Source organism: Cryomorpha ignava (assembly GCF_010686655.1).
Classification (GTDB): domain Bacteria; phylum Bacteroidota; class Bacteroidia; order Flavobacteriales_D; family Cryomorphaceae; genus Cryomorpha; species Cryomorpha ignava.
Map to the genome: position 1 here is coordinate 1 of NZ_JAAGVY010000029.1, position 21,378 is coordinate 21,378.

15 protein-coding genes are annotated in these 21,378 nt (G+C 43.2%); 8 read left to right on the forward strand and 7 right to left on the reverse strand.

The features are described from left to right. Positions 1 to 278: 278 nt before the first annotated feature. The 7 genes from G3O08_RS13850 (at position 279) to G3O08_RS13880 (ending at position 8,387) form a co-directional block, all read left to right on the forward strand. Positions 279 to 1,283: a hypothetical protein gene (locus G3O08_RS13850; protein WP_163285982.1), complete on the forward strand. Its 1,005-nt coding sequence runs from the start codon at positions 279 to 281 to the stop codon at positions 1,281 to 1,283. Beyond that, a complete protein-coding gene (locus G3O08_RS13855; RefSeq protein ID WP_163285983.1) occupies positions 1,280 to 2,350 on the forward strand; it encodes an NTP transferase domain-containing protein in 1,071 nt (356 codons plus the stop codon). The genes G3O08_RS13850 and G3O08_RS13855 overlap by 4 nt, the downstream gene beginning before the upstream one ends. Continuing rightward, positions 2,343 to 3,185 carry a formate dehydrogenase accessory sulfurtransferase FdhD gene (fdhD, locus tag G3O08_RS13860; RefSeq protein ID WP_163285984.1) on the forward strand — a complete coding sequence of 281 codons (843 nt, stop codon included), beginning with the start codon at positions 2,343 to 2,345 and terminating at the stop codon, positions 3,183 to 3,185. The genes G3O08_RS13855 and fdhD overlap by 8 nt, the downstream gene beginning before the upstream one ends. Beyond that, positions 3,175 to 3,546 (forward strand): DUF7009 family protein, encoded by a 372-nt coding sequence (locus tag G3O08_RS13865; protein WP_163285985.1) that lies wholly within the window; start codon positions 3,175 to 3,177, stop codon positions 3,544 to 3,546. The genes fdhD and G3O08_RS13865 overlap by 11 nt, the downstream gene beginning before the upstream one ends. A 55-nt stretch (positions 3,547 to 3,601) precedes the next feature. After that, the gene (locus G3O08_RS13870; RefSeq protein WP_163285986.1) at positions 3,602 to 5,938 is read left to right on the forward strand and encodes an FdhF/YdeP family oxidoreductase; all 2,337 of its coding nucleotides are present in this window, start codon (positions 3,602 to 3,604) and stop codon (positions 5,936 to 5,938) included. A 338-nt stretch (positions 5,939 to 6,276) separates the two neighbouring features. Further along, the gene (locus G3O08_RS13875; RefSeq protein WP_163285987.1) at positions 6,277 to 7,707 is read left to right on the forward strand and encodes a sugar porter family MFS transporter; all 1,431 of its coding nucleotides are present in this window, start codon (positions 6,277 to 6,279) and stop codon (positions 7,705 to 7,707) included. 314 nt (positions 7,708 to 8,021) lie between these two features. Continuing rightward, a complete protein-coding gene (locus G3O08_RS13880) occupies positions 8,022 to 8,387 on the forward strand; it encodes an endonuclease domain-containing protein (protein ID WP_204336883.1) in 366 nt (121 codons plus the stop codon). Positions 8,388 to 8,644: 257 nt separating this feature from the next. On the opposite strand, the gene G3O08_RS13885 is transcribed toward G3O08_RS13880, so the two are convergent. From G3O08_RS13885 to G3O08_RS13915, 7 genes are all read right to left on the reverse strand, one after another. Then, the gene (locus tag G3O08_RS13885; protein ID WP_262888965.1) at positions 8,645 to 10,888 is read right to left on the reverse strand and encodes a glycoside hydrolase family 3 N-terminal domain-containing protein; all 2,244 of its coding nucleotides are present in this window, start codon (positions 10,886 to 10,888) and stop codon (positions 8,645 to 8,647) included. Then, a complete protein-coding gene (locus tag G3O08_RS13890) occupies positions 10,885 to 11,688 on the reverse strand; it encodes a carboxylesterase family protein (protein WP_204336884.1) in 804 nt (267 codons plus the stop codon). The genes G3O08_RS13885 and G3O08_RS13890 overlap by 4 nt, the downstream gene beginning before the upstream one ends. Beyond that, a complete protein-coding gene (locus G3O08_RS13895) occupies positions 11,681 to 13,036 on the reverse strand; it encodes a glucoamylase family protein (protein WP_163285990.1) in 1,356 nt (451 codons plus the stop codon). Before G3O08_RS13895 ends, G3O08_RS13890 begins: the two co-directional genes overlap by 8 nt. A gap of 431 nt (positions 13,037 to 13,467) precedes the next feature. Then, entirely contained in the window at positions 13,468 to 15,141 is a 1,674-nt protein-coding gene (locus G3O08_RS13900; protein WP_163285991.1) for a glucoamylase family protein, read from the reverse strand. Between the two features lie 72 nt (positions 15,142 to 15,213). Next, positions 15,214 to 16,482 carry an Ig-like domain-containing protein gene (locus G3O08_RS13905; protein WP_163285992.1) on the reverse strand — a complete coding sequence of 423 codons (1,269 nt, stop codon included), beginning with the start codon at positions 16,480 to 16,482 and terminating at the stop codon, positions 15,214 to 15,216. 77 nt (positions 16,483 to 16,559) lie between these two features. Beyond that, positions 16,560 to 18,047, reverse strand: coding sequence for a RagB/SusD family nutrient uptake outer membrane protein (locus G3O08_RS13910; RefSeq protein WP_163285993.1), 1,488 nt, complete (start codon positions 18,045 to 18,047; stop codon positions 16,560 to 16,562). Positions 18,048 to 18,059: 12 nt separating this feature from the next. Then, the gene (locus G3O08_RS13915; RefSeq protein ID WP_163285994.1) at positions 18,060 to 21,035 is read right to left on the reverse strand and encodes a SusC/RagA family TonB-linked outer membrane protein; all 2,976 of its coding nucleotides are present in this window, start codon (positions 21,033 to 21,035) and stop codon (positions 18,060 to 18,062) included. 126 nt (positions 21,036 to 21,161) lie between these two features. Between G3O08_RS13915 and G3O08_RS13920 the strand changes: the two genes are divergently transcribed. Continuing rightward, positions 21,162 to 21,329, forward strand: a complete 168-nt coding sequence (locus G3O08_RS13920) for a hypothetical protein (RefSeq protein WP_163285995.1) — start codon at positions 21,162 to 21,164, stop codon at positions 21,327 to 21,329. Positions 21,330 to 21,378: the final 49 nt, after the last annotated feature.

A 21,378-nucleotide genomic window follows, 5' to 3' on the forward strand; every position in this document is an offset into this window, starting at 1 on the left:
GCCAAAACCGATTTTGGAACAACCATTAACAATATCCCAAATATCAAACGGTTAAATCAATTTCTTGAGGAAGATTAAAAGAATAAATATCATGTTTTAGTGTACTTTTAGATGTGCGAAACTTTAGAATATTAGATTTAACAATGATTTCCACAGGTATGGTTTATGCCCCCAATTGTCCCAAAAACTGATTGAATTGCACAAGCCACGTTTTTAAATAATATCTTCGGCAGTTTGATCAAAACAGATCAGAAAAGTTTGGCCGTTTTTGAAATAGCATGTTAAAATACCATTTCACCCCTTCTAATTTAATTCCCAAGACAACTGCGCTTTGGGCTTTTAGCGAAAGCGGACTTGGCGGTATTTTCCATGCCTTGAAAGTTCCTTTCAGTGGCATTGCCTTGGGTGGTATTTCTGTAATACTCGTTACATTTTTGGCCTACAAGAGCAATCAAAAGTGGAAAACAATTGTACAAGCAATGCTTCTTGTACTGATGCTCAAAGCAATGATAAGCCCACACTCGCCTGTAATGGCGTATGTAGCCGTAAGCTTTCAGGGACTTTTGGGAGCGGCGATTTATCAGGTTTTTGGTGTGAATAAGGTTTCGGCCATGGCTTTTGGAAGCATTGCCCTGTTTGAATCTGCTTTTCAAAAAGTGTTTACTCTCACCATCATTTTTGGGATGCAGCTTTGGGATGCATTTTATACTTTTTTCGATGCTCTGACTGTAAAGTTCGGTAGTGATTTTTTAAGCGATCTTCCGGTTATTATTCTCACTGCCTATGGCTTGCTCTACGCAATAGCAGGTATTTTTGCCGGTATCTTTGCAGTTAAGCTTCCGCAAAATATTGATAGAACTGCTAAAGAGCTTGGTGAACTTAAACGTGATGATTTTCAAATCAGTAAGCGATCATTAAAAAAACGAAACCGCTACAAAAGGCTATTGATTTTTATTAGCATCCTTATTTTTATTCTTAGCGTTTTACTCTATGCCGGACAAGACGATAAGGTGTGGTACACACTTCTGCGTACAATTGTCGTGATCCTTCTCTTTTTGTTTGTTTTCAATCCCGTAGCTAAATTTTTGATTAACCTTTGGGTAAAGAAAAGAAAGTCAGAAAATCAACAACGGTTAGACCAACTCATGGATTTTCTTCCGCAAATAAAGAAAAACGCATCGCTTGCTTATCAGTTCTCACTTTCCCACAAGAATATATTTTCCCGTATTCGTAATTTTCTTTGGGTCTGGCTCACTTTATCACTTTACTTTGAGGAAGAATGAGCTTAGAGATTTTTATATATGCTGATAAAGTTGGCAGAGGAAAAACTACAGCGCTAAAGAATTGGTTGCTGAACCAAAAAGGGATTGGTGGCGTGCTTTCGCCGAAAATAGATGGGAAACGGTTTTTTGAGTTTATTGATTCTAATGATTTCCTTGAAATGGAATCAGGAGAAGCCTCACTTCAAATTGGCAAGTATAATTTTAATGTCGATCATTTTTTGAGAGCCGAAGAACACCTTTGGTCTGATTGGCAAAATCCAAATATTCATACTCTAATCATTGATGAAATAGGTCCCTTGGAAATAAAGAAAAATCAAGGTTTTCATCAGCTCTTAATTCGCATTTTAAAGTCAGAAATTGCCCAAGCTAAAAAGCTTATTTTGGTGGTTCGAGATTATTGCTTACAAGATTTCTTCAGCAAGTATTCTTTGGATAACGCCAAGATAATCACAGAAATAGATTTGCTGAAAAGTAGTTTCCAGCGACCCGTTGGCATAGTACTTTGCGGCGGGAATAGCAGCAGAATGCAAACCGATAAAGCGCTACTGAATTATCATTCGATGCCTCAATGGCAATACGTTTATAATATGCTTTTGCCTTTTTGCGAAAACGTGTATTTATCGCTGAATGCTAATCAGGTTGCTGAATATTCATTGCCGAAGACTGTGGGTTTTATTGAGGACTTGCCGCGTTATTTTGATCACGGCCCTATTACAGGCGTAATGTCTGTGTTGGATAGTGTTGACGATAGGCCCTTGTTTATCTTAGCCTGTGATTATCCGCTTCTGCGAATGGAGCACCTTCTAACATTATTCAAGAATCGAAAATCGGATAACGACTTGGTTTGTTATAGAAACGATTCATTTCCAGAACCGCTGATCTCCATTTTTGAAAAAGTTGCACTTAAAGAATTAACCAGCTATTTTTCAGAAGGAAAAGATTCTCTGGCAAAATTTATTCAGCAAATCAAAACGACGTATATTGATGTTTCGAATCCCGATTTTTTGCAAAATGTGAATAGCCCCGAAGAGTTTGAAATGCTGAAAAATGAATTGAGCAATGATTAAGGAAATTACCATTATCCGGAATAAGAATTCGGGATTGAGCCATGTGCAGGATGTAGTTGCAATTGAAGAGCCACTAGAAATTCAGTTGGAAACGGGACACTCCGATGACCGAGAAGTTCACCCGCTATCTGTAACCATGCGCACACCCGGAAATGACGAAGAGCTGGCAGTAGGATTTTTATTTACCGAAGGGTTGATTTTTTCCATAGCAAATCTCGCATCGCCGATTAGTTTTAGCCTGGGAGAAAACGCTATTCTTATTCGATTAAATGAAAATTTTGATGCAAATCTCGATAAAGTAAAACGAAATTTTTATACCACAAGCAGCTGTGGCGTATGCGGAAAAGAGAGTATCGAAGCCATTCATCAGGTATGCAATATAAAGGAAGATGGCATTCAGTTTCAACTCGATTTGAAAACAATTTCTCAATTGCCCAGCCGGCTTTACGAAGTGCAGAAAACTTTTGTGAGTACAGGAGGAATTCACGCAGCAGCTCTATTTCATGTAAATGGAGAATTGATTTCATTTCGCGAAGACGTGGGGCGCCACAACGCCCTCGATAAATTGATTGGTGCTGAATTGATTAAAAGCAGTGAATCAACATTTCAGCTCGGTGCACATATCTTATTGCTAAGCGGAAGGGCGAGCTTTGAACTGATTCAGAAAGCGGCTATGGCTGGAATAAAGGTGGTTTGTGCTATAGGGGCTCCCAGCAGTCTGGCGGTAGAAACGGCGCAGTCGTTTGGACTAACTTTAATTGGATTTTTAAAAAATGAATCTTGCAATGTGTATTGCGGACAGGATCGAATTAAAATGAATACGGATGAAAATTAGAATTAAAAATAACAGCATTCGGCTGCGGTTGGCAAAAACCGATATTGCGAACTTAAAGACAAAAAGATTTGTAGCGTGCAAAACGGTAATTTCGGGACGGGAAGTTTTTGAATACGCTTTACGATCTGACGAAAGCGCACAGAAAATAGCGGCGCGTTTTGAAGCCGGGAAGATCACGGTTGTTGTACCATTCGCGGAAGCGCAAACCCTAACCGATACCGACGAAATAACCATTAAAGGATGGCAGGAAAACGGAGCCGAAGAACCGTTATTTTTGCTCATTGAAAAAGACTTGCAATGCCTCGACCCTACGCACGAAGACCAATCTGATATGTACGAAAATCCGAGTACATCGTGCTGAAAAAACCTTTGTTGACCAAAAATCATTAATTTAGAATTTCCAAAAGACCCATGCTTTGGCTGATAAACAAACAAAACGAGCGAACCCCGAGAACCCAGAAAAATTAGCTGATATCAAGTTAAAGCCGGTTCAAAAAACTGCTGCCGGTTTTGCTGCTGTAGCTTCTACCGCAAGGCATATTCTGGAAGAAATGAATGTTTCTCGCGGTTTTGTGGCCTTGCAAAAACTCAATAAGGTTGATGGTTTTGATTGTCCGGGTTGTGCCTGGCCCGATCCTGATGACCACCGAAGTGCGCTGGGTGAGTATTGCGAAAATGGTGCAAAAGCTGTCGCCGAAGAAGCGACTACCAAAGCTTTGTACGCCGATTTTTTTGCAAAACATTCTGTTGTGGAAATGGCGGAATGGGACGATTATGTAATGGGAAAAAAGGGTAGAATTGCCGAGCCAATGTACCTGCCAAAAAATGGAACGCATTATGAAACCATAAGTTGGGATGATGCTTTTAAACTTATTGCCACTAATCTCAATAGTCTGGAGTCTCCTGATGAAGCCGTGTTTTATACCAGCGGGCGCACGAGCAATGAAGCAGCATTTTTGTATCAACTTTTTGTACGAGCTTATGGCACCAATAATTTGCCCGATTGCAGCAATATGTGCCACGAAAGTAGCGGTGTGGCACTTGGCGAATCGCTGGGGATAGGGAAAGGATCGGTGAAGCTGGAAGACTTTTTTGAAGCCGAGGTGATCTTGATTATGGGTCAAAATCCGGGCACCAATCACCCGCGGATGCTTAGCGCCCTGAAAAAAGCACACGAAAAAGGCGCGTACATTGTTTCTATAAACCCTTTGCCGGAAACAGGACTTACAGGATTTGCCGATCCGCAAACCATTTCGGGAATGCTCGGAATTAGTGCTACAATTTCCAGCTTACACCTTCCGGTAAAAATCAATGGCGATATGCCGCTCTTTCAAGCCATCAACAAACTGCTGATTTTGGAAGAAGAAAAAGCGCCGGGTAGTATTCTAGATAATGGTTTTATTTCCGATCAAACACATGGTTTTGAAGACTATAAACAATATGTGCTGGGTCAAGATTTAAATGAACTTTCTGATCAATGCGGTATTCCATTGGCAGATATAATCACACTTGTTGATAAGCTAAAACACTCATCTAAAATTATTACTTGCTGGGCAATGGGGCTTACGCAGCACAAAAATTCGGTAGATACAATTAAAGAGATTGTAAACCTTTTGCTTTTAAAAGGAAGTATTGGAAAACCGGGGGCTGGCACATGTCCTGTGCGCGGGCATAGTAACGTGCAAGGCGATAGAACCATGGGGATTTACGAAAAACCGTGGCCCTGGTTGCTTGATAATCTGGCTAAGAATTTTCATTTTGAACCGCCAAGAGTAGACGGTTACGACGTGGTAGATAGCATCGAAGCAATGCACAAGGGGGATGCAAAAGTTTTCTTTGCTTTGGGAGGTAATTTCTTGAGTGCCACACCCGATACGCTATACACCGCAGAGGCCTTGCTAAAATGCAACTTGACAGTGCAGGTAAGCACTAAGCTAAATCGAAGCCATTTAATAACCGGTAAAGAAGCATTGATTTTGCCGGTGTTTGGAAGAAGCGATGAAGATATTCAGAATGGCGAAAAGCAATTTGTAACCTGTGAGAACTCTATGGGCGTTATTCAACGAAGCCAGGGAGTTTTAAAACCTGTAAGTGATACTATGCTTAGCGAACCCGCTCTTGTATGCCGTATGGCAATGGCCGTCCTTGGCGATAAAATTGATATTCCCTGGAATGCGTATATGAACGATTACGATAAAATTCGCGAAGCTATAGAAGCTACTATTCCGGGTTTTGACGATTACAACACACGGGTGCGCCAATACGGAGGTTTTTATTTACCAAACTCATCCAGAGAAGGGACTTTCCCCACAGATACTGCCAAAGCTAATTTCACGATTTGTCCGCTGGAACCCATTCGCTTAAAACCGAATGAACTCTTAATGATGACGATTAGAAGCCATGACCAGTACAATACCACCATTTACGGAATGAATGATCGCTACCGCGGAATAGAAAACGAGCGAAGGATAATTTTGATGAATCAGGCAGATATGGAAAAGCGAAATCTAAAACAGCTTGATGTAGTGGATCTTTACAATTTTGCCGATGGAAAGCAGCGTGTAGCGCGGAAGTTTTTGGTGATTTCTTATGCAATTCCCGAGCAATGTGTGGCGACCTATTTTCCGGAAACGAATGTGCTGGTGCCGATAAAATCTGTGGCCAAGAAGAGCAATACGCCTACGAGTAAATCTGTGGTTATTGAGGTGAGATTGAATAGTCGCGAGTCGCTAGTCTCGAGTCGCGAGGTTTAGCGGTCATGGTTCGCTGATATTGAGCTGACGCTGTCTCCAAAGTTTTGGCCTGGGGACGTTTTGGTCGGTATTTTGCCGGGGTTCCTGAGATAAGAATCAGTCGATATAGCGTACCGCGACGCTGCATCTGCGATGCTGCGTTGTCAGCGATAAATAAAGTCGAGTATAGTAAGATCCTTTTCTACAAACATAAGATCTTTACGAAATTTGAGTCAATAGATAAGTTACCGGTAATTCTCATTTGCCCCAAGCAATAACTAATTTACCAGATTTGTCATTGCTATATATTCATTCGATATATTTGGCACACACTTCTTATTGTAATTATGACACCAACTATGAAAGTACCGCAGAATAGCGCAGACCGAACGCGCAAATCGAAATTTTATATTCTTGCTATAACCTTTGTGGCTGCTCTCGGCGGACTCTTATTTGGGTATGATACCGGTGTGATCGGTGGTTCGCAATTGTATTTTACAGAATACTTCAGTTTTAGTGCAACTCAACAAGGGTGGGCTGTTGGAAGTGCCCTTTTCGGCTGTTTGTTTGGAGCGGCCGTAAGCGGGTTTTTAATCAATAAGTTTAGTCAGAAAAATGCTCTTTTACTTTCAGCCATTCTGTTTACTATTTCGGCATGGGGTTCGGGTGTGCCAGAGTCGCTTAATATGTTGGTGATTTTCAGAATTATTGGTGGTATAGGTCTCGGTATAGCAAGTATGACTGCACCGATGTACATTGCAGAAATTGCACCACCAAATCTGCGCGGCCGACTCGTAAGCTATTATCAGCTTGCTATCGTGATTGGTTTTTTCGTAGTCTTTGTCGCCACTTATTTTATCGGTGGGGGCAATACATACGACCTCTCGCCAGAAGAGATCACCGCCATTCACGATTACAATGTGAACAGGGGATGGCGATTGATGTTTTGGTCTGAATTGATACCATCCTCTCTGTTTTTTGTTTTGTTGCTATTTGTACCAAACTCACCACGCTGGCTCATGCTCAAAGGCCGCAATGAAGAGGCTAAGGTCATTTTGCATAAAATGAATGATTCGGATGAGGTGGCAGAGCAGGAATATCGCGAGATCGAACGATCGCTCAAAGAAGGTGTCAGCGTAAAAAAGGCCTCTCCGTTTCAACCCAAATATAGAAAGGTGCTTTTTATAGGTGTCGCACTTTCTATTCTTCAGCAAGTTACGGGTATTAACGCCATTCTTTATTACGGTGCCGAAATTTTCAGTAATGCCTTAGGATATGGACCCGAGGACGCGCTTAAACAGCAAATATTACTGGGTTTAGTCAATCTGGTTTTCACATTCGTAGCAATCTACTCTGTGGATAAATGGGGACGCAAACCGCTGCTGATGACGGGTGTAACAGGGATGTTACTCGGACTTTTAACCGTAGGGTTTTCTTTATATACCGGTCAGCTGGGTATTGTTTCTCTGGTGGGTATTCTGGTTTTTATTGCCTCATTCGCATTGTCCATGGGTCCGGTTACCTGGGTGTTGTTATCTGAGATTTTCCCGAATAAAATCAGAGGTATGGCCATGTCGATTGCAGTAGCGGCGCAATGGCTTTTCAATGGAATTGTTGCCAGCGTATTCCCGATTTTGGTGAAGAGCAATGTAAATGAAACCGCTTTTAACGGTGCCTTGCCTTATTTCATCTTTGGGTTTTTCTGCGTTATTACCATTGTTTTCGTTTACCGAATGATTCCGGAGACCAAGAACAAATCGCTCGAAGAGCTTGAGCGTATTTGGGATTAGATTAAATAAATGGGAATCTATCCATACGGATTTACCTTGGTTTCTTAATTTTTTCACAAATAGAATTCACATCGTAACATAAGGCCCACGCTCACCCCCGCCCCTTAAGGGGAGAGCTACCGCACGAGCCTGACTTCGCTAGTCAAAATCCGTAAAAAACTCTCGACGTTCAATCAGATTTCATATTTATTAATGGTGCTATCTTGTGTAAATAGTGATTTAGCTTTGATTATCAACTATTGATTTAATATGCTTATTTTAGTCTTGCTGTCAATTTCACTCTCAAATGAAAAAAGTTATCAAAACCGAACCCATTGGACATCTCTGGGATGCATTATGGTGCAAAAAGCCAGATATTCGATAATGCAAGAAAACTCCGAGAAAATATGACTGAACCAGAAAAGGTGGTATGGGAGCTTTTACGGAAACGTCCGCTCGGACTTAAGTTTCGTAGGCAGCATCCAGTACACATCTATATCCTAGACTTTTATTGCCACGAAAAGAGGTTATCCATAGAAGTTGATGGCGGCTACCACATAGACAATGAACAGGTAGCAAAAGACTTAGAAAGGACGAGTTTTATCAACCAAATTGGCATTAAGGAAATTAGATTTTCAAATGATCAAGTATTAAATCATTTTGAAAAAGTTGAACTGGAAATTAAGAAAATCTTGCAATAATCCAGTTTCCATTCTAAACACGTAATAGCCTGAAAAGTAAATGCTCAAAAGAAGAGCCACACAAATCAATCCTAAAAAATATTACGTAAAAGTGGAGTCTTTTATAAAGAGTAACTTTCTGAAACAAATATGTGCGCTGGTAGCTCCCCTTTAGGGGCTGGGGGTGTGCGAGAGCATTGATTACCAAAGTCGCATACTTATTTGGCATCTATTTAATAGTTTGTGAAATGAATTCTGTTCGTGTATCCATTCCTCCACTATTTCAATTCAAAACCACCACTAAGCGAAGCATTAGAATCACCCCCAATAAACACTTCAAACTCACCAGGCTCTGCCTTAAAATCCATATTTTGATTATAGAATGCCAAATCATTTGCCGAAAGGCGGAAGGTAACTGTCTTTGACTCTCCAGGCGCCAGCATAATCTTATCAAAACCTTTAAGCTCGCGAACAGGTCGTGTAACGCTGCCCACCATATCCTTCACATAGAGTTGCACGACTTCTTCGCCTGCCATTTTACCGGTATTGGTTACTGTTACACTTACAGAAATCGTATCGGCCATCGCCATGGCTGGTTGCGAAACCGTCAAGTCGCTGTAAGCGAATGTAGTATAGCTAAGTCCGTAGCCAAATGGGTAGAGTGGTGTGTTTGGCGCATCAATATACTTGGAGGTGTATTTTTGATCTAAATCTATTGGTCTGCCTACGTTTTTAGTATTGTAAAAAAGGGGTATCTGTCCTACATTTCTTGGAAAGGTCATTGTAATTTTCGCGGATGGATTGTAATCACCGAAGAGTACATCAGCAACAGCAACGCCGTGCATGGTGCCCAATTGCCAGGTATTTACGATAGCCGGAACTTGTTCGTCCAGCGCGCTTAAATCAAGAGGGCGACCGGCAGCGATCAGGGCTATAACCGGCTTGCCTGTTGCCATTATCGCTGATACAAGTGCTTCTTGTTGACCAGGTAGACGAATGTCGGTACGGCTCGCAGCCTCACCACTTTGAACGTAATTTTCTCCCAGAGCCATAATAACGATATCTGCTTTTGAGGCTGCGGTGCGAGCTGCTGCAAACCCGCTTGTATCGTCGCCTTCAAAACCACAACCTTGAGTGTAGGTCACCAGTGCATTGGGAACAGCTTTTCTGATTCCGGCAAGCACGGTTACTACATCGGCTTCTATTCCGGAGGCATGCCAGGAGCCCATCACATCGAGTTGATTATCACCCACCGGGCCTATCACCGCTATTGTTTTTACAGACTTTGAAATCGGTAGCAGCGGAATATCGTTCACAGCTTCGTTTTTCAATAGTACGATAGATCGCTTGCCGGCATTGAGCGCATGATCCTTCATTACTTGTGAGCGAACGTGCATTTTCTCCCGTTTCTCATCAAGGTAGAGATAGGGATTGGCGAAGAGTCCGGCTTTCCATTTAGCTTCCAAAATCCGGCGTACAGCCTGATCGATTTCAGCTTCCGTTACTTTTCCTTCTTCCAAAGACTGTTTTGTGAAGCGATTAAATACGCTTCCTTCCATGTCCATATCCACACCTGACTTCAGCGCCAATTCACCTGCTGCTTTGAGATCAGGAACTACCCCGAAAGCCAAAATCTCATTGATGGCTGTATAGTCAGTCACAACAAAACCTTTAAATCCCCACTCATTTCTTAGAATGTCGGTGAGCAACCATGAGCTTCCAGTTGCCGGAACGCCATCTACTTCGTTAAAAGAAGTCATAACAGTGGCAGCACCAGCATCTATAGCTGCTTTGTAAGGTGGCAAATAATATTCGCGCAAAGTGCGCTCACTCATATCTACGGTACCGTAATCACGTCCTGCAAGAGGAGCTCCGTAAGCTGCGAAATGCTTGACACATGCCAGAAGTGTGAGCGGATCAGCGAGATTATCTCCCTGATAGCCTATAACTTTCGCAACTCCTATTTTACTTCCCAGATAAGTATCTTCGCCCGAGCCTTCCATCACCCGCCCCCAGCGCGGATCGCGGGCTATATCAACCATCGGGTTGAAAGTCCAGTTGAGTCCTGATGCTGCAGCTTCTATTGCCGAAAGGCGCGCCGACTCTTGTATCAAATCCAAATCCCAGGAGGATGCCTCGCCTAGTGGAGTGGGAAAAATCGTTTGGTGTCCGTGAATCACATCATATCCAAAGAGCAATGGAATTCCAAGTCGTGTTTCCTTCACCGCAATGTCTTGCAAACCGCGCACGTAAGCCACACCATGTGCATTGAAAAGTCCTCCTACACGTCCTTCGCGAAGTTCTTCTGTGGAAGTGGGATTGAGTGAAGGCCCTGTTACATCCCAACCGCTGGTGTAGAGGGTTAGCTGACCAATTTTTTCTTCGATGGTCATTCTAGCCATGAGGCCATCTATGAATTCCGTTTCACTTTGAGTGATCGGTTTAGGAGTTTTAGCTTTTTGAGCGAAAGCTATACCCGAAAATACCAGTAATGAACTGGCCATACAAAGCGATTTGATCATTGTTTTGTAGTCGATTTATTGTGAGCAAAAAGCCATTTTAGCAATTCGGGCTCAGCGAAAGCTGAATCCCAACTATTGTGATTGGCTTTTGGGTAAATTGTTAGAATCGGATTGCCGCCCGCATCGGTGAGAGCCGCGTTCATGACATTTGCGTATTCCACTGGTACTATGTCATCGAGGGCGCCATGGAAGATCCAAAAGGGTGTCTTTCGGGAGTACCGGCTTGCCACTTCGGTATTGCCGCCGCCACATATCGCGAATGCTGCTGCGAATAAGTCTGGATTGGCCGCCACCAGAGCGTAAGCGCCCATGCCCCCCATAGAGAGGCCGCCGACATAAATGCGGTTCGTGTCAACTATACCGGATTGAATAAGCGAATCTATCATTAAATCAACCAACTGAAGAGGCGAATCGGGTAAAAGATCAGCCTCAAACTGAAAATTTATTCCGGTTTCGGTCTGTATGATATTAACATTTGGCCAATACGATTCCTTATCGCATTGCGGAAAAATGACCAATGCAGGGTATTCTGAAAGACTGTCAGAAAACAATTTGCTGCCATGGATCAATTGCATTTCATTGTCGCTTCCTCGCTCACCTGCTCCGTGTAGAAAAATGACCAGCGGAAGTTTTTGATTTTCATCAATCACCGGCTTCAAATATCGGTAGGGCAGTGGGTCTCCGTGATAGGAGAAACTACCGGAATTGTAAGTTTGCGCCTGAGCGAAAAGAGAGGTAAGTGTGAAGCCGAGTACTCCAAGTAACAATTTATTCATAACTCCAAGGAATATTTTATTCATATGAGAAGCCTAATTTAGCTAATCCCTTCTGAACTTCGGGTGCTTGCATAAATAATTTCCAGATGAAGCCCGTGCGGTAGTTTTCGATCATGACCGGCATAGGTCCCTGATCAATAGCTAAATACCGCTGTACATACCACTTGTTTTCTTGGCTAAAAGCGTCATATGGGCCATAGACTCCTATCAAGCTATCGCGCTCCGGCGCGTACATGAAGCGTAGAAAGGCCATACTCTCCTCGGGAGTATAAGGCATTGACGATATTGCAGCTGTAGGAGTGATGACTCCTAAATCGCGGCCGGGATGGTGGCCAGCGTAGCCGCGCATGCTGTAGCTAGAAGTAAGCCCCCAGCAATCGGAGCCATAGCCGGCATACTTTTCAGGATTGTCCACGCAGTACCGATATTGGCTGAGCGCGTGGCTTACATTGAGTTGCCAATAGTCGCCATAAGCATCTTTTAATCCTTTGGGATTTAAGCCGAGATAGGAGTAGTGTGCCCAAAACAAAGGGCCAACAGGGTCATCGTTTGATTCATAATGATTGAGAACCAGGGGCAGCCCATAATATTCCTGATCAGATTTTATGTCGCCGTTTCGCGCCCAGCCCTGATCATAGACCTCTTTAGAAATGGCATATGTTGGTGAAGAAGCTCCTAAAACGTACATAATAAGACACTCGTTGTAACCGCCCACCGGGAAGTTCATTTCCCAACCAAAATTCGGACTCCAATGCCAATACAGTACATTTTCACCATTCGTATACCATTGAAAATCAATATCTCGCCACATTTTATCCATTCTGTCGGCCAATGCCACTTCGGCATCGTTTCCATTCTTAAAATATTCGCGCACGGCAATCATGCCTTGCGCGAGAAATGCGGTTTCGACCAGATCGCCACCATCGTCTTTTTTACTGAAGGGCTTGGTTTTTCCCGTTTGCCCTTCGAGCCAATGTGGCCAGGCGCCGTGGTATCGATCGGCGTTCTCTAGAAAATCTGCCATTTTCTCAAAGCGTTCCAGAGCCTCCTTTCGGGAAATGAAGTTGCGCTCAATACCCACCAGCAAAGCCATCATTCCGAAGCCGCTGCCTCCGGTGGTAACAATGTGTTGGTCATTTTGAGGATAAACGCCATCTATATGAATGCGCTCGCGAGCCAAAGCTGAATTAGGCTCTGCACCTGTATAGAAATATTCAAATGTTTGTTTTTGTACAAGGGTCAATAGGGAGTCATCAGAAAGGACTGCCACATTTTTCTCAATCGGTGTTGCATCTGTAATCGCGGTTTCCGGAGGCGTACAAGAACTGAGTGCGACCATCATTGCAACTATCAGAAAAAGGTATTTATTCATAATTCGATTTTATTTGTAATGTGGTCTATTTAATATTGTCAAAACTCGTCAATATTATCGAGTGTTTGGATCATAAGGCTTAAACACGTGCAACGTCGATCGAAGATCAAGATTTTAGACCACGCGGTACGCATGGTCGAAGGCATTATGGCGGACTACTGACGCTTACGTTACATTTCGACTCATCTCGGCTCATCTCGGCTCATCTCGGCTTCGCTCGATGGCCGCCGCTCGATAGCCGCCACTTAATGCGGCGCATACACACTCCATCTCGTCGTCAGCATCTCCGATTCGCATAGTTGAGGTAACTGGCTGGATTCTAAAGTTCAAGATCGAGGCTTGTGAAGATTTATAAATCAAGGAGTTTACATTTGTAAATGACTGATTTAAAATCAAACATAACGAAGATATTGGACTTTAGAATCCAGACACTAATTTGAGAATCCAAGCTCATCCATTCCCACTTCAACTTCAGGTGCCTGCATAAAATAATTCCAAAGCAAACCGGTGCGGTGATTTTCTATCATTACAATGATGGGCCCCTGATCGATAGCCAGATAGCTTCCCGCCACCCAGCCGGCTGTGAAATTGTAAGCATCGTAAAAACCGTATTCGCCCCAAAGCTTATCGCCGATGGTGAAGTAAAAATACCGAATTGCATCCATTGATTCCTCGGGTGTATATGGCATACTCGATAGTGCAGCGGTTGGAGTAATCACTCCGCGGTCGTTCGTAGGTGAGTGCGCAGAGTACCCCGCTTCGTTGTCGCTGGCCGTTAAACCCCAACTGCCCGGACTATAACCCACGTAATTGTTGGGATTATTGATACAGAACTGGCGGTTTATCATGGTGTGGTTCACATTCTGTGTCCAATAGTTGGCATATTGATCGCTTAGGTTTGAGGGATTAAAACCGAGGAAGCTGTAATGAGCAAAGAATAGTGGGCCTCCGTAAGAAGGACCTAGAGGAAGAATGGTGCCGAGATAAGTGTTACCGTTTTGCATTGCACCATTTTGTGCCCAGCCCTGGTGATATACTTCTGCCGAGATGGGGTGTGTGGGTGAAGATGCAGCGAGAAGATATACGATCAACCCTTCGTTATAGCCACGAATTTTCATGTTCATAATGAAACCCAAATTAGGGCTCCAGTGCCAATAGAGCACATTTTGACCTTGAGTAAACCAATCCCACTCTACTTCTTCCCAAAGGATATTGATCTTTGCGATCAGGTCAGCTTCATTCGGGTTTCCCGCATCGAGGTATTCACGAACGGTTAAGAGGCCCTGAATCATAAAAGCTGTTTCTACCAGATCGGCGCCATTGTCGTTGGCGCTAAAAGGAATGGTAGAGCCAGTGTTGCCATTCATCCAATGCGGCCAGGCGCCGTGAAAGCGATCGGCGGTGGTAAGAAAATCGACAATAGTGTTAAGGCGGTCTACTCCATCTGTTCGGGAAATAAAATTGCGTTCAATTCCGACAAGAATAGACATTACGCCAAACCCCGAACCACCAATTGTGACGGTGTTTCCAGACGAATTACGCTCGCGGGCGAGACCACTTACCGGATGACCAAAATCCCAGAAGTAGCGAAATGTTTGCTCCTGAACAAGAGTCATCAAAGCTTCATCGTCTATTAGTGGAAACTTTGGAGTGGAATCTACTTCGGTGTAAAACTCACGCTCATATCCCGGGAAGGATTCGCCTTCAGCACCTTTAATGTTGTTGCTAAGGATGAGCTTGTATTTTTGAATATGCGCCAGTATAGTGGGAGCGAAGATGGTTACAGTGCGATTACTGTCGCTCAATTCCCAACTCAAATTTCCGGATATACCGGGTGCTGCTACGCGAATGGTTTGGTTGGTTAGGTTTGTGGGGTCTATAGGTCGGTTAAAAGTGAGCACTCCCGGTAAAGAGCGGTCAATATCTTTGATTCTGCCTGAAGAGAAAAAGTTTACGCCATCTATAAGAGCGGCCTCGAGTTGAATGCTGTAGGTGGTGGTATCAGCGGATGGCACCACAGGTGGTGTAGGATCATCGTCTTTATCGCACTTTATACAACAAAGGCCAACAAGAATGATAAGTGAAATGCGAAAAATAGATTTCATAAGACATAAAAAAGGGGGATTTCGATGCCGAAATCCCCCGAAAATTAATTGAAGTTGTTTGTTGTTGACTGCTTACGGCTTCTCAGCGGTGTAAAGGCCAGAAGCTTGTTCTGGAGTCAAAGCTACATTCCAAATACGGAAGTCGTCCATCGAACCTTTATAAGTATTTTGTTCATTAGTGTAAATCGACCAACCTGTAGCAGTATTAGCTCTACTTGATGTAAAGCCTAATGCTAGGGTTTTATCTAATCCTACTACTGGTTCAATTCCACTTAAATCATTAAATGCCATGTCTTTCATGTTGTATTCAAAAGTTGGATCAGAATTCCAGCTCAAGTTATACTGAGCAATTAAAGTTCCATCTACATAAATGGATTTCATTGTGGTTTCAGCGTTATACGACATAATGATTTGATGCCAGTCATTGCTTGTCATAATATCATTTGAAATAGAACCGGTATAATTAACCAAAGTTAAATCATCCGTATTACCACCTCCATTAATATTGTCTGACCAAGATGTGGCAAAACTGATATTGGCAGGATCAGGACTTACTTCGTGGCTCGTAGCCACTTTCATCCAAGCAACACCATTGTCACCGAGTTCAAGAAAATAACCTCGTTCTACCCCAATACCAAATACTCTTTTACTTTGACCTTCTGGATAGTCTGCATGATCAATTTTTACCCAAAGGCTGTAAGTCATGCTTGGAAACAAGAAATTATCTCCACTTAATTCAACAATGTCACCAGTACCTGGTGCACCAAACGATCCACCAAAATAGGCAGCCGAATTTTCATTACCAAAACGATCTGTAGTATAGCTTACTTGAGTAAAACCAGCTGCCGCATTTCCGGTTACATCCACCACATTGCCATTCAATTGAAGGTACATGCGTTGATTTCCAGCCTGAGGAGCAGTTCCAAGACCAATACCGGCAGTAGTGAAAGAAGTACTTACATTTCCTGAAGTCGCACCATCTGTAGATTGCACACCATTAATTTGAACTGTGTAAACTGTACCACCAAAAAGTGGCTCGGTTGGATCTATAGTAACAGTACTACCCGAAGCAGTTACGCTTGAAGCAACGGTATTATCGCCATTTTTAAGCTTTACATTTCCAAGGGTGCTCCCATTAATAGTACCAGAGAAACCGATAAGAATATTTTGATCGGTACCAACTGTTGTTGCACTCGTAGCTCCGTATAGATCAGTTCCATCAGTTGTCGTAATTGATGATACAGCCAAGGTTGGGTCTTCAGTGTCGTCGTCTTTACAAGCTGAAAAGACAAGAACTCCGGCCATAAGCCAGATAAGAGATTTTAATTTTAAGACATTCATATTCATTAATGATTTGTTTAAATGATAATGTAAAGTTAACACTCTGCTCTTATGAATGTCATGTTTAACAAAAAATATTACCAACCAGAGTTTTGGGTAAGGTTGGAATTCAAAAGAAGTTCAGAAGAGGGCATTGGAAAGTTTTCGTGCTTGCCCGAAACGAAGCCTAGTGGACCCAATATAGCTGGGGCATTTGCTGTGCGCACCAAGTCGTAAAATCGCTCTTGTTCCAGTGCCATTTCATGTCGGCGTTCCGTGAGGATAAGTGCGCGAAGGATGCTTTGATCGGTTTCAGTAATATCTTCCAGTCCTGCTCTAAGGCGTATTTTATTCAGCTCAATCAAAGCCAATCCTGGACTACCCGCTTCGTTAAGGGCTTCGGCTGCAATGAGGAGTACTTCTCCGTAACGCATTTCTTTCACATTGTATCCGAAAGGCTCTTGAGTGTCGGTGCCCGGAACCCATACCTTCTGGTTGTATGTTTCAATTTGGATTACATTTCCATCGCCATCAAGCGTTTCATCAGGTGTCGGGCCATCGCCTTCTATCAGTACTCCGTCTATAATTTCCTGAAGAAATATTACGGTGGCTTCCATACGAACATCATCTTCCTCAAAAGAATTGATCAGATCAAGCGATGGGCGGTTAAATCCCCAACCTCTGTTAGGTGTGCCACGCACAGATTGGGTATTGGCAAACTGATTGCCACCTTCAGCCCCGGTGCCAAATGGCAAAGCTCCTACTTCAAAGACTGATTCTATGCCAAACTCACCTTCTGGTCTAAAAGCACTCGAATAATCGATCTCCAGATCGTACAGAGTGGAATTGACCACTTCCATTGCTTCATCTGCGGCGAGTTGAAATTGACTGGTATAAAGGTAGGCTTTCGCCAAAAGTGCCTGGGCGGCATGCTTGCTGGCTCGGCCGGCATCTGCACCCGACCATTCGATTTTTGTCGGCAAATTATCACGAGCAAAAATAAGGTCTGGAATGATGATTTCATTGTAAATCTCGGCTTTGGGTGATCTTGGGAGGTCGCCGGCCGGATTTAAGGCGGTCACCTTAGGCACATCTCCAAAACTTCGCGCAAGCTGAAAATAATGCAAGGCACGTAAAAATCTGGCTTGGGCGATGTATCGGGTTTTTAGAGTTTCATCCATTTCTATAGCCGGCACTTTATCTATCACCACGTGAGTAGATTTAATAGCCTCATACGTACTGGCATACCAAGCTCCCAAATCACCAATGTTTGCACCGAAAGTGTACTTTTCGAATAGGGTCATATTCACTCCATCGCCTGGATTACTTCCTTTATGGGCATCGTCGCTCATGATATCTACTATTGGATAGCCACCGTAGTACACCTGCCAAACTCGCAGATCTGAATACATGGCGTTTACAGCCCTGAGTGCATCTTCTGCACTTTCAGGAAACTGCCCATCAGTCAGAAATCCTTGAGGAGGATTATCTAAAAAGTCGTCTGAACAGGAAGGCGTAAGACACACGAACAAGAACAGGACGGTAAAAGGGAAAATCGATTTAAATAGTTTGCCGAGTGGATTCATATTTAATGGATATTAAAAAGTAAAGTTAAAACCTATTGCATAGGTTGAAGTGACGGGGAAAACACCGAGATCGATTCCTGAACTAAGCACATCGCCGCTGTTTATCTCGGGAGAGTAGCCGGTGTATTCTGAAAGTGTAAACACATTTGTGCCCCGCAAATATACTGAAGCACGATACACCTTAATGGCTTCCATCCATTGTTTTGGAAATTCGTAAGCAAGTGTAAGCGTGCGCAATCTGAAGTAAGAACCATCCTGGATGAAATATTCCGAAGGCTGATAGTTAAGACCTCCTGCTGTGGGTCGTGGCTCTGTGTTGCTAGTTCCAGGTCCCCGCCAGTAATCGGCCACCTGGGCTTCGTAATTGTTCTGGTTGGGACGCACCGCATTTTTACCATTGTATATTTCATTGCCAGATTGTCCGTAAAAGTCAAATCCAAGTGAAATGCCTTTATAGCCTACATTCAAATTAAAACCATAAATAAAATCTGGGATGTATGAGCCGATGATGGTTTTGTCGGCATCGGTAATAACTCCATCTCCGTTTACATCCACAAATTTTAAGTCGCCCACCTGCTGTCCGTCCTGCGAGGGTGAGGAAGCGAGTTCGTCTTCGGTTTGAAATACACCATCGACCTTAAAGCCGTAAAACGCTCCGATCGGACCGCCTACTGTAGTATAGGTTACCAACTCGCCGTTGCCCAGTGCACCGGAGGCAATGAAAGAATTATTACCCGTAAGGCGCCCCATCTTGAGCACTTCATTCTTTATTGTGGCAAAATTACCACCTATTTGGTAGCTGATTCCGTTTTGGAGATCATCACGCCAAAGAGCCTGAAATTCCAAACCGGAATTGCGTACTTCGGCTGCATTTCGAGTAGTGGTGGTGAATGCACCATTTCCGAGATGTCCGGGAGACAATAATCCCACTAAAATATCTTTTGTGGTTTTCACATAGTAGTCTACTTCTCCAGTCAGCCGGTCATCGAGGAAACCGAAATCAAAGCCAATATTCAATTGTTCGGTAGTTTCCCAGCGCAGGTCAGGATTGCCTAACACTCCGTAACTCGAACCTGTGGCAATGGCTTCATCATTACCCAATACGCCATTCTCTCCGTTATTAACAAGGGTGTACTGCCTATCCCACGGAATTTTTTCATTGCCTACGGTACCGTAACTTCCGCGAAGTTTTAAGTTGGTCAGCCAGTTGCTAGTGCCTCGCATAAATCCTTCGTTTGTAATATTCCAACCCAAGGCGACTGAACCAAAATTGGCGTAAAGGTTATTGATTCCGAATTTTGAAGAACCATCTCTGCGGTAATTTACTGTAAAGAGATATCGATTATCAAAACTGTAATTTAACCGGAAAAGGTACGATGAAATACTTGTGGTTTCTGCACCGTTGGAGGCTGTCAAAAAGGTATTGTCGCCGGCTCCGATATACCAAAGATCCGGGTTTTCGTCGATCAGGTTTTGAGTAGACGCTCCGAGAGATTCACTGTGATTGCGCTGAGAGGTAATTCCCGCAAGAGCATCAAATCGGTGTCTTTTAATTTGCTTTCGATAGGTGAGGGTATTTTCCCAAAGCCAATTCAAACGTTGAAAACGATTTTTATTGAGATCGCTCGTTATATTTGACTGAAGTGGAGCAACGAAGAATACAGGTGTGAAAGAAGTAGATTCCGTATATTCCACTTCGTATCCGACGCTTGAGCGGAAAGTAAAGTCTTTAAGAAAATCAAACTCTGCAAAAAGATTACCGAGACTTACTAGGGAGTTGGTTTCTGAGTTGGTGTATTCAATTGTTGCCAGAGGATTTCCACCGCCCCGCACTTCTGCAAAACTCCCATCGGGATTGTAAGGCACGTCGCTTGGCCATGCCCAATAAGCATTCGCAAATACATTTGGTGCACCATTACTTCGAGAAGGAGAGGCAACGAGATTCACTCCGGTGCGGATATTGTCTGTAATGTAAAATGTATTGTTCAGTTTGATTGATACCCGCTCGTATTTTGATTTTTCGATGATCCCTTCTTGATTAAAGTAGCTGACGCCAAAGTAATAATCGTTGCGCTCTGAGGCACCGGATAAGGAGAAATTATAAGATTGCACGGGTGCTGATTTGCGGAAAATAAGATCTTGCCAGTCGGTATTGGGTACCCGCGCAATGTTGTTGAAAGAGCCAGGGTAGATAACATTGTACACTTCTGCAAATTCCTGACCTGATAACAGATCAATCTTTTTGGGGAGTACCTGGATACCGTATTCTGCATCAAATTGCAAACGCGGTTTGCCGTCGGCAGTGCTTGAACCACGTTTTGTGGTTACCACGATCACTCCATTTGCGCCGCGTGAGCCATATAGTGCCGTTGCCGAGGCATCTTTCAGTACTGTCAGTGATTCAATGTCACTTGAAGACAGAAAATTAATATCATTTGTAAAAACTCCGTCTACTACATACAGCACGGACGCATTATTAAATGTACCTACACCGCGGAGGCGCACGACAGGACTTGATCCCGGCGCACCAGATGAAGCCCCGACTTGCAATCCGGCAACTTTTCCCTGAAGGGATTGCATTGCGTTTGAGGAGGGAACTTTGGTAATTTCTTCAGCCTTTACCATTGTTATCGCTCCGGTAAGATCGCTTTTGCGTTGGGTACCATAAGCGGTCACCACTATTTCGTCCAGATTCTTGGTGTCTACAGCCAAGCTGATATCAATGGTCGTACGTCCGCCAATTGCCACTTTTTGAGGGATATAACCAATATATGAGAAGGTGAGCGAATCATCAGCAGCCTTGGTTGCAAGGCTATATTGGCCATTGATATCGGCGCTTACTCCATTTTTGGAATTATTGGCATATATAGTAACACCGGGCAGGGTCTCATTCGTTGCGATGTCTCTTACCGATCCTGTGATGGTAATTTGGCTGTAGCCAAATGTGAGCATCATGCAAAATGTCAACGTAGTAAAGATTCTGGTCATATGTTAGATTTAAGGGAGCATCGAAATGAATTTTTAAAAGTCTAAGGTAGGTCCTTTAGTTATTTTAACATCAATATTACGTATTATTAAATTTGTAATTCAGAAAAAATCGAATAAATCATATTGATGCGTGCAAAAGATTTAAACAGCTTTTTTTTCGCAGAAAATGAAACCACTTTTTTAAACCTTGATGAAGTAATCAGTCATGCATTATCTTTGGTTTACATGTTGATAGCTCTACCAATTCTGAATGAATCAAAACAAGTTTTTAAGCCTTCAGATGGTATGATTTAAATTTCTCCTGTAATGTCAAGCATTTTGAAATTCATCATACTACTTTTTG

Coding starts and splice junctions, on each gene's coding strand:
- G3O08_RS13850 (WP_163285982.1), top strand. CDS start 279: ATGTTAAAATACCATTTCACCCCTTCTAATTTAATTCCCAAGACAACT.
- G3O08_RS13855 (WP_163285983.1), top strand. CDS start 1,280: ATGAGCTTAGAGATTTTTATATATGCTGATAAAGTTGGCAGAGGAAAA.
- fdhD (WP_163285984.1), top strand. CDS start 2,343: ATGATTAAGGAAATTACCATTATCCGGAATAAGAATTCGGGATTGAGC.
- G3O08_RS13865 (WP_163285985.1), top strand. CDS start 3,175: ATGAAAATTAGAATTAAAAATAACAGCATTCGGCTGCGGTTGGCAAAA.
- G3O08_RS13875 (WP_163285987.1), top strand. CDS start 6,277: ATGAAAGTACCGCAGAATAGCGCAGACCGAACGCGCAAATCGAAATTT.
- G3O08_RS13885 (WP_262888965.1), bottom strand. CDS start 10,888: ATGATCAAATCGCTTTGTATGGCCAGTTCATTACTGGTATTTTCGGGT.
- G3O08_RS13890 (WP_204336884.1), bottom strand. CDS start 11,688: ATGAATAAAATATTCCTTGGAGTTATGAATAAATTGTTACTTGGAGTA.
- G3O08_RS13895 (WP_163285990.1), bottom strand. CDS start 13,036: ATGAATAAATACCTTTTTCTGATAGTTGCAATGATGGTCGCACTCAGT.
- G3O08_RS13900 (WP_163285991.1), bottom strand. CDS start 15,141: ATGAAATCTATTTTTCGCATTTCACTTATCATTCTTGTTGGCCTTTGT.
- G3O08_RS13905 (WP_163285992.1), bottom strand. CDS start 16,482: ATGAATGTCTTAAAATTAAAATCTCTTATCTGGCTTATGGCCGGAGTT.
- G3O08_RS13910 (WP_163285993.1), bottom strand. CDS start 18,047: ATGAATCCACTCGGCAAACTATTTAAATCGATTTTCCCTTTTACCGTC.
- G3O08_RS13915 (WP_163285994.1), bottom strand. CDS start 21,035: ATGACCAGAATCTTTACTACGTTGACATTTTGCATGATGCTCACATTT.
- G3O08_RS13920 (WP_163285995.1), top strand. CDS start 21,162: ATGCGTGCAAAAGATTTAAACAGCTTTTTTTTCGCAGAAAATGAAACC.